The following is a 12669-nucleotide window of genomic DNA, read 5'->3' on the forward strand; positions in this document are numbered from 1 at the left end:
TTCGAATTTCTACCACGGCCCACCGACAATGTCACTGATTTGCCGACACGCGTCGAACAGATGTTTGATCACACGCGTCACACGGACTACAGTCGAGACACGAGTTCCCCGGACGCACGATGAACCGCATCCGGGAACGAATTCCGGTGAGCGACAGCAGTGAACGGAGGACGGCGGCGGTGAGCGAACACGGCGGCGCGGATGGTGAGAACGGACCCCTTGGTCGCGACGGTGACGGCCCCCTGTCCGAATCGTCCGGTGTCGGCGCCGATCTGACCGTGCGCCAGCGCAAGGTGCTGGAGGTCATCCGCACCTCGGTGCACGACCGCGGCTATCCGCCCAGCATCCGCGAGATCGGCGATGCCGTCGGCCTCACCTCGACTTCCTCGGTGGCACACCAGCTCCGGGCGCTCGAGCGCAAGGGCTATCTACGCCGCGACCCCAATCGCCCACGCGCCGTGGATGTCCGGGGCCTGGACGAGACGGCGATGCGCGCCACCGCCGGCGCGTCACAGCTGCGCGCGGTCAATACCGAGGCCGACGCCTCCGACGAGCACCCCGTTCCGACCTACGTCCCGGTGCTGGGCCGGATCGCCGCCGGTGGCCCGATCCTGGCCGAGCAGGCCGTGGAGGATGTCTTCCCGCTGCCGCGCGAACTGGTCGGCGAGGGTTCGCTGTTCCTGCTGAAGGTCGTCGGCCAGTCCATGATCGACGCCGCCATCTGCGACGGTGACTGGGTGGTCGTGCGTCAGCAGAACGTGGCCGACAATGGGGACATCGTGGCCGCCATGATCGAGGGCGAGGCCACCGTGAAGACCTTCAAGCGCACCGGATCCCAGGTGTGGCTGATGCCGCACAACCCCCTGTTCGAGCCGATTCCGGGCAATGACGCCCAGATTCTCGGCAAGGTCGTCACGGTCATCCGCAAGATCTGACCGTGCCCGCACTGCCGTGGCCCGGCGACCGCCCCGCAGACCGGCCGCCGGGTCACGACAGTCGTCTCCGTCAGTGGTTGAGCACGCCGTTCCACACCGCGTGCGCCCCCGAGTCCCCGACCCGGTAGGTCTGCCACCCGGCCGCCGCGCCGCTCGCGATCACCAGCAGTGCGATCACCGCCGGCACCGCCCGGCCCAGCGGCTTCCCGCGGCCGCGCCGCAGGTGCACGAAGACCAGTAGCACGGTCGAAACCAGCAGCGGCGCAACGAAATACAGCATCTGATGGCCGAGCCGTGCGTGCTCGTCCACCACCGGGGGATTACCGAGCTGCCGCTGGAACCACTCCCCCGCCTCCACGGTCACCGGCGTCAACGCCGTCACCAGTACCGCCAGGACGGCCGTCGGCCAGATCAACCGGCTGCGGGCCGCGGGCCATAGTGCGCACAGGATCAGCAGCCCCGCGGTCAGCGGGACCAGCACGACAATCACGTGCACCAGCAGGACATGGGCGGGCAGCCCATTGAATGTCGACATATATCGGCTCTTTCGAACTCGGCGAACGAAGCCCGGCGTACCAGAACAACGTAAGCCGGGCCCGGCCGGTTCGGTTCGGACCCACGGTCGTCCGGCGAGTTCGGATCGGGACCGTGGGTCGCGCGAGCAGTCAGTCGGTTTCGGTGGGCACCACGATGCGGGAGATGAGCTGGGTGGGCGCCTCGTCGTGTCCGGGCATCGGCTGGGCGGCGACCGGCGCGGCGCCCTTCGGGGCGACGGTCTCGGGCGCCGCGGACGCGGCGGGCTCGAGCGCCGCGGGCTCGGGGGCGGCGACCGCCTCCGGCGCGGAAACCGGTAGCACATCCACGATCTGGGGGGCCGGCTTGTCCTGGGCGGGCGTCGCGGGCAGATCCGGCATGGAGGCCAGCGCAGCGGCCGGGTCCAGGTCGCGGACGGCGGGTGCGTCGGAGTTCAGCGCGGCCAGGCGGCGGGCCCGCAGGTCGCCGCTGAGCGCCGTGGTCACCTGATCCGGCGATGCGGCGGGGGCCTGGACGATACGGCGGGTCGGGACGTCCTCGACCGGCGCGGCCTCGGCCCCGCTCGGCAGGCCGGTGCCGGCGACGAAGCCGAGCACCTCGTACTGCGTGCCGATCGTCATGACGGCCGAGTTCTTATCGTGCGCAATGTATCCCTGGTTGGTGCCCATGACGCGGCGCAGCGACTCCAGCCAGCGATGGTCGAGGACCCGGCAGTCGGCCCAGGGGAAGTACTCCAGCCCGGTCCGTAGATAGAAGCGGTCGCCGATGCGTGCACCGCGCAACAGCTCCAGCAGCCAGGCATCGATGAGATTCGGCTGCGCATTGCGATAGATGCGGGACTGCGGGGGCACGGAACCGTTCGCGAATTCCCCGAAGGAGTTCAGCAACTCACCCGGAAACTCTTCTAACTTCCCAAAACCCACGACATCTAAACCAAGAAGTTGCTCTGGAAGTTGGGCGGCGATCCTGCGCTCGTCGTGCAGTTTGAACTTTCTATTGATGTTCTCAGTGCGCATTTGTCTCCGACTTCCCATTCCAACCTGGACGGAACCCTAGCATGAACCCGACCGTTTCAAACCAGTTTGGTCGGCCGCCCAGAGCCGTGGTACGGACACTCCCGCAACCAATCCGCAACCAGTAGTTACGGCTATCACGACGCAACGAACCGCCCGTTCGGGATCATTGGCCATAGCGTCCGGCGATGATTTCCCCCTGATGCCACAGGCCCGGATTCGCAGGCTCCCAGTAGTTTCCGTGTGACACGACATCGAACGGCAGGGCCCGCAACACGGGAAGGTCGATAGTGGCCCCGGAAGAAGTGAAAGCCGTTGCGCGAAATTCGCGATCGACCGGATCGACCCCATGGAGAAACTGTCCGAACTTGGGCACCGGATCAGCCGGGTCGGCAGTGGCATAGACATGCGCACCGTTGTGGCCCGCAGGAATACCCGTCAAACGCAATTTCGAAACATCATCAACACCTACCCCAGGACTTCCCACGAACACCACATCGTCGGCCGCCAGAGAGTTCGCTCCGCTGGCCGCAGCTCCGATCACGGCGCTCCCGTAGCTGTGCCCGACGACCGTCTGATGGGCCGCGAGTCCCGGGTGGCCGGCCCGCAGGCCACTCTCGAACCGATCCAGCGCGGGCGCGCCCGCCCGAGCCCGGCGATCACGCACCGCCTCCGCCAGATCCGGCGGTGCGTCGTATCCGTACCACGCGATGACCGATGTCCGCGCGGCCGGATCGGCTCGCTCGGCCGCATCGAGCAGCGCCCGCGCGCGGTCGACCCCGACACCGATATCGGTCAGCGACGATCCGGTACCGGGAACGAAGGTCGCGACATTGACCGCGAGATCCGGATTGTTCAGTGCGATCGCGCCGTGCCCGTTCCGGTCCACCGCCAGCACCAATCGGCCCGAGCCCGGATCCCCGGCCTGATTGGCGAGCGCCGCGTACCCGGCATCGCGCTGCTGCGCCTCCTCCCGCGCGGCTTCCCACTCCCGCAACCGAATCCAGCCCGCGCTGGTGGTCGGCAGGTTCTCGTGCCGCGTCCAGTCCCGGTGCCGGTCGGCCAGCCGCCGATCCTCCGCCGCGGCCTCGGCCCGCAACCTTTGTAAGGCGATCCGGTTGTAGTGGTCGCGGGCCAATGCCGGCATCCCATCGCGGTCCCCGAGCAACGGATCGGCGGCGAACAGCGCGTCCTGATCCGCGGGTGTCAGCGACTTCCACAGCGCGCAGAGCACTGTGGGATCTTCCGGAAGACTCGCGGTCCCGTCGAGAATCCCGGCGACCCGAGTGCTCGGCCCGCCACCCGTCGGATCCACGGCCAACCTCGCCAGCGCCTCCGCCACCGCGCCGAGGCGGGCCCCGACCCGCTCGTCGATCTCCCCCGCGAGATCCAGCAGGGGCACCAGCCGGGCCTGCACCTGCTTCGCCTTCGCGTCGAAGCCCGCCTGGAAGATCAAGTCCAGCGCCGAGTTCCCGGTATCGGAGCGCGGCCCGCGGACCGTGCCGTCCTCCGCGATCCGGCAGCCGGTGGCCCGGGCCTCGTCGGCGAGCTGCCCGACCAGCGCGCACACCCGCTCGAGCGCGCCCGCCTCAGCGAACGCGTCGGCGATGTCGAGCAGTGCCGCACCGATATGATTCGCCGCCAGCTGCGACTCCCATGCCCGCAGCGCGGCCGCCGTCCCCGCCGCCCCGTGCCACCCGGCGACCGTGACATCGGCCAGGCGCCCCACCCGCGTCATGGCCCCGGAGAACGCCGAATCAGCCACCGCCACACCCGAACTGGCGCGGATCGCAGCTCCCGGCTCCCACCCCCGAACTTGCGAAAACCCCGCTCGCACCATCGCGCCTCCCCACGCAATCTCTTCCGATTCGCAAAATCTGCACTGCCGCCGGGCGCAAGCGTCCGGCGCTGGGCGCCCGACTCCGTCCAGCGCGCCACTGGTCACCCTCGGCGAGGAACGCCGCATCGGTAGGTGCCAACGGCGAATACCGTTCAGCAGGAGGCGAGTTCGTTGTTCGTGCGGCCGCCGGACCGGCGGGGCCGGTCAGGAAGCGCCGTGCAGGTAGCCGTCCAGCTGGGTTTCGAGGGCTAGTTCGGTGGCCTCATACGTGGTTGCGGTACGGGCGGTGGTGTCGGCGAAGGTGTGGAGGTGGTTGGCCAGCCTGCGGAGGGTAGCGAGGAGTGGGTCGCCGACGGTGACGGCGGCGGCGCCGATCGCGGAATTCGGCATGGCCCGACCGACTTTCGCGATCAGGTCGACCGGGTCGATGGCCGAGATGGCCCCGGCTTCGGAGTGGATGCCCGCCGCCATGATTCGAAGCGCCGTGATGTCGGCGCGCAGCATGTCTGTCATGCCTCCCCCTTCGTGTGGACACACCCTAGCGGCGGCGGGACGGGAGGGCTCGGCGAAAAGGCGGTGGCTGTGGACAGCGCGGTGGCTGTTCACATGGGTGGGTTCAGGTGGTCGCGGCGGCCCGGCGGGCGGCATCGCGGGCCAGCGCACGGTCGCGCTGCTCTTCGAACCGGACCACGTCCTTGCCGAGTTTGTCCAGGTACGTGGCCAGGCTGTCCCGGATCCGCTCGCCGCGTGCGGTGAAGTCGGTGCGCTCGAAGATGTTCCATTTGCGCAGCACCGGGAGGATCACCTCGTCGAGATGCTGGCGCAGATCGTAGATGCCGTGCTTGGCGATGAGGACGCTGTTGCGGCGGAAGTCGGGCATGCCGGCGCCGGGCATGCGGAAGTTCTCGATGACCGCGGCGATAGCCGCGAGGGCGTCGTCGGGGACCAGGTCCAGGGCCGCGCCGCAGATATTGCGGTAGAAGACCATGTGCAGGTTCTCGTCGGTGGCGATACGGGCGAGCAAGCGGTCGGCGACGGGATCGTGGCAGGCCTTGCCCGTATTGCGGTGCGAGACACGGGTGGCCAGCTCCTGGAACGTCACGTAGGCGACGCCGTGCAGAACGGCGTGGTCACCGGTGCCGGTGGGGTCGTCTACACCGGTCCCGACACAGATCATGCGGGCGTGCTCGAGCGCCACCGGATCGACGCCGCGGGTGACCACCAGGTAGTCGCGCATGGCGATCCCGTGCCGGTTCTCCTCGGCCGTCCAGCGGTCCACCCAGGTGCCCCAGGCGCGCTCGCGGGTGAACGATTCGGAGATGAGCCGGTGGTAGGAGGGCAGATTGTCCTCGGTGAGCAGATTGGTGATCATGGCGGCCCGCGCCGCCGGGCTGAGCCGGGACTGCCCGGGTTCCCAGTCGATTCCGCCCAGGGCGGCGAAGTTGCGCCCCTCGTTCCAGGGCACGTAGTCGTGCGGATGCCACTCCTTGGCCACCGAGAGATGCCGGTTCAGATTCGCTTCCGCCACCGGTTCGAGTTCGGCAAGCACTGCGCTCGCGGTCATGGAATTCGCCACGTCGTGTCCCTGCCCTACGACTTGATCTCGGCACTCCCCATTGCCAGCGAGCCTACCCGGATCTGCGGTGAATCGCCCTGGCGCTCTTGGAAGACGACCGTTCTGTCGATTAGCGGAACCCGGGTGATCGATACCGATGGCCTGTAAAGATTTTCTCCGTCTGCAACACCGCACTCGTTTTCGATCTTCAAATCGTGTTCAATGAACCCGGCAATCCATTGCCTTCGGTTCGAATCACCGATGGGTCCGCGACTGTGGTCCGGACCAGGTAGTCCTCGCCCGCCAGGTGCCGGCTACACCCAACGCCAGCAGAACGACCAGCTCGATAGGAAGCGCCGGTCCGGCAGCGCCGTGATCAGGAGGCTGGTCCCCGGCAACACGCCACGGACCAATCAGGCGACGCGAGTCCACGCGCCACCGACCGGGTTGATGTTGATCTGCGCAAATGCGATTCACCGGCGAAAAAGATATCTGCGATACCTAGGAGGGCAGATGGCGGCCGTTCCCGCATCTGCGAGAAAGGCACTACCCACCATCGTCTTCACCGTGCTGGTGATGGCCGCGGCGTTCTGGCAGCGGGATGCGGTCCTGACCGGAGTCCACGCCCTCGCCGGAGCCGACCCGCGCTGGCTGCTCCTGGCCGCGCTCGCCACCCTCGCCCTCTGGCCCACCTCGGTTTTCATGCTGCGTGGTTCGATACCCGCCGACACCTCCGCCCGGCAGCTGTTCGCCCTCCAGCTCGCCGTGCCGGCCATCGGCTTGGTGCCCGCGGCCTCACTGCTGCTGCGGATGCGGTTTCTGCGCCGCACCGGACTCAGTCATGCCGGCGCGGTGGCGTCCATCGCGCTGATGGGTTTCGCCGCGCTGGTGGTGCGGGTTCCGCTGGTGGTGATCGCGGCGCTGGCCGCGCCGGGCCTGATGAGCCGCAATGGCGCGCAACCCCCGTGGCACGACCTGGGTACCCGCGCTTCGGCGTGGTGGCACCACCTGATCGGCGGAAATCTCTGGCACACAGCGGCGATCATGATCATCGCCGTGCTCGTGGGAGGCATCGTCCTGGCGGTGGCCGGCCGGGCGATGAACCGCCGGGTGCAGGCGCACGGCGGCTGGCGGCAGCTGCCCGCCCGCATGCGGCACGCGCGCTCGGACGCCGAACTGGCCTGGAAATCGGTGGCTGCCACCGCGGTCCGTCCCCGCCGCGCGGCGGCCCTCTGGATCTGTGCGCTGATCCAGCCGCTGCTCATGGTGGTGGCGCTGTGGGCGGTGCTGCACGCGGTCGGCGCGAACCTCAGCCTGCCCGACACGTTCGTGGTGGAACTGGTGACCGTGGCCCTGGCCCCGCTGCTGCCCTCCCCGAACGGGGTCGCCACCAAGGAGATCACCATCGCGGCCGGCCTCACCGCCGTCGCGGGCCTGACCGGCGGGGTGGCGGTCGGCGCGGCCCTGGGATTCCGGCTCCTCACCTTCTGGTGCCAGATCCCGCTGGGCCTCGCCTCCTTCGCCTACCTGAACCATCGCCGCGCCATCTGAGCGCGGCCCTCGGTTACCGATCTCGCGGTATCAGTTGCCGGTCTTGCAGTCGATGGTCGCGAACTTGGCGACCCCGCCCCACATGGTCTGTGCGACGCCCTGCGCCTGATACTTCCCGTGTTTGGCCTCCACCGTCACGGCGGGCAACTGCTCCCCCGCCCACGTCTGCGCGGTACAGGTGTAGGTCGGAACGGCGGCCTGGGCGGTCGCGGCATCGACGGCCGCCAGGGCCGGTGACATGGCGGCGACGGCCAGGGGCAGGCCGACCAGATACTTCTTGCTCACGGCGACTCCTTGTGCGATCTCGGGTGAGCTGGGCGAACAGCAGCCCAGATTCTCGCACGGCTGCGGCGAGCCCGCCGCCGAACCTGCGGAGCATGGTCGACGATGAGGGCACTTTCGCCGGCATTGCAGCGTTGATCACCCTGAGGGCGGCCACTACGAAGGAGTTCGCCATGTCATTCCTCGGTTCCCTGATCGGGCTCGCCCTGACGCTGTTCATGCTGCTGTTGCTGGCCCGCCTCATCATCGATTGGATCGGCGTGCTGGGCGACACCCCGCCGGCGCTGCGGAAGGCCCGGGATGTCGTCCATCGCCTCACCGAGCCGGTGATCGCGCCGGTGCGCAGGGTCCTGAAACCGGTCCGGCTCGGCGGCGTCTCGATCGACCTCGCCTTCACCGTGGTGTTCATCGCGGTGCTCGTGCTGCGCGCGATCGCCTTCAGCTTGTAGCGGCGGCCACGGGTTCCGCGGCGGGGAGGTCGGGAAAACTGTTGGGGCGCAACAGCGGAATCGTGGCGAGCATGAGTAGTCCGGCGAGCGCGATGGCGGTGCGGGGGCCGGTGAGGGCGGCGAGGAGGCCCCACAGGGCCGTCATGGCCGCGGTATTCATGTTGCTGGTGATGGACCAGGCGGAGAGCATGCGGGTGGTGCGGTCGGGTGCCGCGCGTTCGAGGCGGAAGGTCGCGTAGACAGGGTTGAAGACTCCGCAGCAGGCGATGAGGCCGAATTCCACCACGATCACCACCAGCAGGCCGGCGAGGCCGGGGCCGATGCAGGCGAGGGCGGGCACCCAGCAGGCGCGCACCATCCCGGCGGCGACGAGCACCCGGCGCTGACCGAACCGGCCGACCAGCGGTGTCGCCAGCCGCGAGCCGATCAGGCCGCCGAGGCAGGGAATGCCGAACGCGAGCCCGTACTGCCAGGGCGCGAAGCCGAGATCGCGCAGCATGATGACGGCCAGCAGCGGTTGGATCGCCAGGATCAGGCCGTTGACCAGGATCGTGTTGACGAACAGCGGCCGCAGCGCGCGGTGGGTCAGGATGTAGCGCCAGCCCTCGACCAGGTCGCCCATCCGGAAGCCCCCGCTCCCGCTCGGCGCGGGCTGCGGCTCACCGCCCCCGATGGCCCGAATTCCCAACGCGGACAACAGGAAGCTGACGGCATTGGCCGCCACGGTGACCACCGGTCCGAAGATCCCGATCGCCGCGCCCCCGAGCGGCGGGCCCAGCACGGACGCCGTCCACATGGTCGATTCGAATCGCCCGTTCGCCAGGAGCAGGTCCTCCTTGGGCAGCAGGGTTTTCAGGTATGCCCCCGACGCCGCCCGGAATGCGATGTCCGAGGCCGCGACGATCACCGAAACCACCACCAGCTGCGCGAAACTCAGCACGCCCGCCGCGAATGCCAGCGGCACGCTCAGCACCACCGCGAAGCGCGCCACATCGGTGGCGATCATGACCGGCCGCTTGCGCCGGAATTCCATCCACGGCCCCAGCGGTATCGCCACCACCGCGCCCACCGCCAGTCCGGCGGCCGCCAGCAGCGACACCTGCCCGGGCCCGGCGTGCAGCACCAGCACCGCGATCAAGGGGAAGGCGTCGAAGGCCAGCCACGATCCCGCCGTGCTCACCGCGAAGGCCGTCCACAACCAGCCGAATCCGCGTCCCAGTGACCGCCTGCCCGTCATACCGCCCGCCTCGCGCTGTCCCGCCGTCGTTGTCCGGCAAGATCGAAGCAGGCCCGCGACCTCGGAATCAAACAACCGAGCTGCCCGCGAGCCACAACCAGACGTTGTGCGCATACTCTCGTCGCATGGATCTCGAGGCCGTGCGCACCTTCGTCGCAGTGGCGGACGCGGAACGTTTCCAGGACGCGGCCACGGATCTGTCGATCAGCCAGCAGGCGGTCTCGAAACGCATTGCGGCCCTGGAGAAGACGTTGGGCGCCCGGTTGTTCACCCGCACGGCGCGCGGCGCCCGCCTGACCCTCGACGGGCAGGCCTTCCTCCCCCATGCCCGCACCCTGCTCCACACCGCCGAACGCGCCCTGGCCTCGGTGATCCCGGGCCGGCGGGCGCTGCGCGTGGATGTGGTGGGTCGCCAGCTCGCCCCGGCCGGGCTGCTGCGCGACTTCCACCGCGCCCATCCCGATTTCGAACTGGACGTGGTGCGGCTCCCGCACGCGGGCGCGGCCATGGAGGCGCTGCTGGAGGGTTCCGTCGACGCCGCGTTCCGCTGTATACCCGCGCCGGGGCACGCGCTGCCCGAGGGCCTGCGGGCGACGCCGATCTTCGATGAGCCACTGGAGCTGCTCGTCGGCCCGGCCCACCGGCTGGCCAAGGCGCGGACATTGTCGCCGGAAGATCTGGCCGGCCATCGCATCTGGATGCCGAGCCTGGTGAGCGGTACCGAATGGTCGGCCTATTACGCGTCACTCGCCGCGGCTTTCGATCTCACCATCGATTCGGTCGGCCCGAACTTCGGCCTGGAGCCGCTCCTGGACGCGGTCGCCGATTCCCCGGAGGTCGCGACGCTGGTCGGCGAGGACACCCGCTTCCTCTGGCCCGACACCCACGGTCTGCGGCGGGTGCCGTTGCGTGACCCCACACCCGTCTACCCGCACTCCCTGGTCCAGCGCGCGGCGGACCCCCATCCCACCCTGGCCGCGCTGCACGGCCATCTGGCCGGCGCGGTCGTGGACCGTCCCGGAACCTGGGTTCCGGATTGGGCGCGCGCCTCGGAATAACCTCCGGCCCGGGGTGATTGGATGAGGGCATGACGAGCGCTGACTTGCTGGTGGACGCATTCGGGCGGATCAAGGAGAACGTGCACGGCGCGGTGGACGGGCTCACCCCGGCAGAACTGGCCGCGCGGCCGGACGGGGATGCCAATTCCATCGCCTGGCTGATCTGGCATCTGACCCGCGTGCAGGACGATCACATCGCGGACGTGGCGGGCCTCGAACAGGTGTGGACGGCGCAGGGCTGGGCGAAGCGATTCGACCTGCCCTTCGACGATTCCGCCACCGGATACGCGCACAGTTCCGCCGAGGTGGCGCGGCTCGACGGCGTTTCCGCCGGCCTGCTGCTCGGCTACTTCGACGCGGTGCACGACCAGACCATCGGGTACGTGTCCACGCTCACCGACGCCGATCTCCCCCGCATCGTCGACACCCGCTGGGATCCGCCGGTCACCCTGGGAGTCCGCCTGATCAGCGTGGTCGACGACGATATCCAGCATTCCGGCCAGGCGGCCTACATCCGCGGAATGCTGTTGCGCCGCCGTTGATCTTGCTGCGGGACGCACGGAGAATGCGGATATGGCATTCACCGTGGACCGTTTCGATCATGTGGTCATCAACTGCCTCGACCCGGTGGCGACGGCCGACTGGTATGCCCGCGTGCTGGGCATGAGCGTGGAGCGGTTCGGCCCCGCCGGGCGGCTCGCGCTCACCTTCGGGAATCAGAAGATCAATCTCCGGCCGGTCGGCGCGCTGGACACCGATCCGAACTGGACCACCGGCGCCACCGAAGCCGCTGGGGCACAGGACCTCTGCTTCGTGACCACGGCCGCGCCCGAGGCGATCGCGGAGCACCTGACCGCGTGCGGCGTCGAGATCGTCAACGGCCCGGTGGTCAAGATCGGCGCGCTGGGTGAGATGGTCTCGCACTACTGCCGCGATCTCGACGGGAATCTCATCGAGATCGCGGTCTACCCGTCCTAGCTCCGGCCGCCGGTCAGGCCCACCGGTAGTCGACGCCGGTCAGCTCCGCGCTGAGCTCCCAGAGCTTACGGGCCTGGAATCGGCTGTAGGCGAGGGGATTTCGCAGGGTGCGGCGGGGATATCCGAAGGCCTCGAAGGCCGGGCCGCAGTAGGAGTTGCCGGCCAGGCCGGGCATGGTCGCCGCATACAGTTGCGGCAGCGCGCCCTTGGCGTCGGATTGCGCCAGCGAGAACAGCATTCGCTGCTGGACGGCCGCGAAGGCCGCCGCCACACCTTTTTCCGGGCCGGAATCGTAGAGATTCGTCGCCGACAGACCCGGGTGCGCGGCCACGGCGGTCAGCGTGGACCCGGCGGCGCGGGCCCGCCGCTGCAGCTCGGCGGTGAACAGGAGGTTGGCGAGTTTGGATTGGCTGTAGGCCAGCCAACGGCTGTACACCACACGCCAATTCGGATCCAACCAGTTGATGAGGCCGCCCCAGGCGGCGATCGACGACACGGTCACCACGCGCGCTTCGGGTGCGCGCAGCAACTGGGGCAGCAGTAGTCCGGTCAATGCGTAGTGGCCCAGGTGATTGGTGCCGAACTGCGCGTCGAAACCGTCGGCGGTGCGCTGATGCCGCGGCAGTGCCATCACGCCCGCATTGTTGACCAGGATGTCGATGGGTGTGCCGCGCACGTCGAGGTGGTCGGCGGCGCGGCGGATGGAGGTCAGGTCGGCCAGATCCAGCGGCAGCACTTCGGGTTTGGGGCCGGTGGCCGCGGCACCCACCTGCTCCAGCGCGGCCGCGGCCTTGAGCTCGTTGCGACAGGCGAGCAGGACGTGGGTGCCCTTGGCGGCCAGGGCTTCCGCGGTGCGCAGGCCGAGTCCGCTGTTGGCGCCGGTGACCACGGCGGTCCGGCCGGTCTGGTCGGGGATGTCGTCGATGGTCCAGCGGCGGGCGAGCAGGGGCGGGCTGGTCACGGTCGGCCGGTCGGGCAGCGCCTCGGTCATGCGGTCGTTCTCCTCCTCGAATTTCCGTCTGAGACAATGTACCTGGTGATGCGGGACCGCGCAGTTCCGCGCGCGGAGTCGACTAGCCGGGACCAGATCCCGTCCCTATTCTGTCTGGGACAATCCAGGGGAAGAGAGTCCACCATGCTCGCCACCATCATCGTTATCGCCGTCACCGTCCGGCGCGATTCTCCTCCCCGCCGCACCAGGTGTGGGCTCACCCGCGCCTGCCCCGCATCTACTGGG

The 12669-nt window shown here is 68.9% G+C and carries 14 protein-coding genes; 6 read left to right on the top strand and 8 right to left on the bottom strand.

Going from position 1 to position 12669, the window contains the following annotated elements; translation table 11 throughout:
* The first annotated feature begins 146 nt into the window (after positions 1 to 146).
* Positions 147 to 935 (top strand): transcriptional repressor LexA, encoded by a 789-nt coding sequence (gene lexA, locus ACFXN1_RS18055; protein WP_379436663.1) that lies wholly within the window; start codon positions 147 to 149, stop codon positions 933 to 935.
* Positions 936 to 1005: 70 nt separating this feature from the next.
* Here the strand turns inward: lexA and ACFXN1_RS18060 are convergent, their stop codons facing one another.
* The 5 genes from ACFXN1_RS18060 to ACFXN1_RS18080 form a co-directional block, all read right to left on the bottom strand.
* Entirely contained in the window at positions 1006 to 1470 is a 465-nt protein-coding gene (locus ACFXN1_RS18060; protein ID WP_379384090.1) for a DUF2231 domain-containing protein, read from the bottom strand.
* A 130-nt stretch (positions 1471 to 1600) separates the two neighbouring features.
* Positions 1601 to 2320 carry a hypothetical protein gene (locus ACFXN1_RS18065; RefSeq protein WP_379436664.1) on the bottom strand — a complete coding sequence of 240 codons (720 nt, stop codon included), beginning with the start codon at positions 2318 to 2320 and terminating at the stop codon, positions 1601 to 1603.
* A 328-nt stretch (positions 2321 to 2648) separates the two neighbouring features.
* Entirely contained in the window at positions 2649 to 4247 is a 1599-nt protein-coding gene (locus ACFXN1_RS18070; protein ID WP_379436666.1) for an alpha/beta hydrolase, read from the bottom strand.
* A gap of 279 nt (positions 4248 to 4526) precedes the next feature.
* Positions 4527 to 4835 carry a hypothetical protein gene (locus tag ACFXN1_RS18075; protein ID WP_379401551.1) on the bottom strand — a complete coding sequence of 103 codons (309 nt, stop codon included), beginning with the start codon at positions 4833 to 4835 and terminating at the stop codon, positions 4527 to 4529.
* Positions 4836 to 4938: 103 nt separating this feature from the next.
* Positions 4939 to 5886 (bottom strand): acyl-ACP desaturase, encoded by a 948-nt coding sequence (locus ACFXN1_RS18080; protein WP_379401550.1) that lies wholly within the window; start codon positions 5884 to 5886, stop codon positions 4939 to 4941.
* Between the two features lie 504 nt (positions 5887 to 6390).
* Between ACFXN1_RS18080 and ACFXN1_RS18085 the strand changes: the two genes are divergently transcribed.
* Entirely contained in the window at positions 6391 to 7428 is a 1038-nt protein-coding gene (locus tag ACFXN1_RS18085) for a YbhN family protein (RefSeq protein WP_379401549.1), read from the top strand.
* A gap of 30 nt (positions 7429 to 7458) precedes the next feature.
* On the opposite strand, the gene ACFXN1_RS18090 is transcribed toward ACFXN1_RS18085, so the two are convergent.
* A complete protein-coding gene (locus ACFXN1_RS18090) occupies positions 7459 to 7713 on the bottom strand; it encodes a hypothetical protein (protein WP_379401548.1) in 255 nt (84 codons plus the stop codon).
* 92 nt (positions 7714 to 7805) lie between these two features.
* Between ACFXN1_RS18090 and ACFXN1_RS18095 the strand changes: the two genes are divergently transcribed.
* The gene (locus ACFXN1_RS18095) at positions 7806 to 8159 is read left to right on the top strand and encodes a YggT family protein (RefSeq protein WP_379401547.1); all 354 of its coding nucleotides are present in this window, start codon (positions 7806 to 7808) and stop codon (positions 8157 to 8159) included.
* Here the strand turns inward: ACFXN1_RS18095 and ACFXN1_RS18100 are convergent.
* Complete coding sequence (locus tag ACFXN1_RS18100; RefSeq protein ID WP_379436667.1) at positions 8149 to 9396, bottom strand: MFS transporter; 1248 nt, start codon at positions 9394 to 9396, stop codon at positions 8149 to 8151. The genes ACFXN1_RS18095 and ACFXN1_RS18100 overlap by 11 nt on opposite strands.
* A 125-nt stretch (positions 9397 to 9521) precedes the next feature.
* Between ACFXN1_RS18100 and ACFXN1_RS18105 the strand changes: the two genes are divergently transcribed.
* The 3 genes from ACFXN1_RS18105 to ACFXN1_RS18115 are packed head-to-tail and all read left to right on the top strand — an operon-like array spanning position 9522 to position 11432.
* The gene (locus ACFXN1_RS18105) at positions 9522 to 10454 is read left to right on the top strand and encodes a LysR family transcriptional regulator (protein WP_379436668.1); all 933 of its coding nucleotides are present in this window, start codon (positions 9522 to 9524) and stop codon (positions 10452 to 10454) included.
* Positions 10455 to 10483: 29 nt separating this feature from the next.
* Positions 10484 to 10996 carry a DUF664 domain-containing protein gene (locus tag ACFXN1_RS18110; protein ID WP_379436670.1) on the top strand — a complete coding sequence of 171 codons (513 nt, stop codon included), beginning with the start codon at positions 10484 to 10486 and terminating at the stop codon, positions 10994 to 10996.
* Positions 10997 to 11027: 31 nt separating this feature from the next.
* Complete coding sequence (locus ACFXN1_RS18115; protein ID WP_379436671.1) at positions 11028 to 11432, top strand: VOC family protein; 405 nt, start codon at positions 11028 to 11030, stop codon at positions 11430 to 11432.
* 13 nt (positions 11433 to 11445) lie between these two features.
* On the opposite strand, the gene ACFXN1_RS18120 is transcribed toward ACFXN1_RS18115, so the two are convergent.
* Positions 11446 to 12423, bottom strand: coding sequence for an oxidoreductase (locus tag ACFXN1_RS18120; RefSeq protein ID WP_379436673.1), 978 nt, complete (start codon positions 12421 to 12423; stop codon positions 11446 to 11448).
* Between the last annotated feature and the right edge of the window lie 246 nt (positions 12424 to 12669).

The sequence above is a fragment of the Nocardia sp. NPDC059154 genome (assembly GCF_042755705.1).
In the GTDB taxonomy this organism is placed as follows: domain Bacteria; phylum Actinomycetota; class Actinomycetes; order Mycobacteriales; family Mycobacteriaceae; genus Nocardia.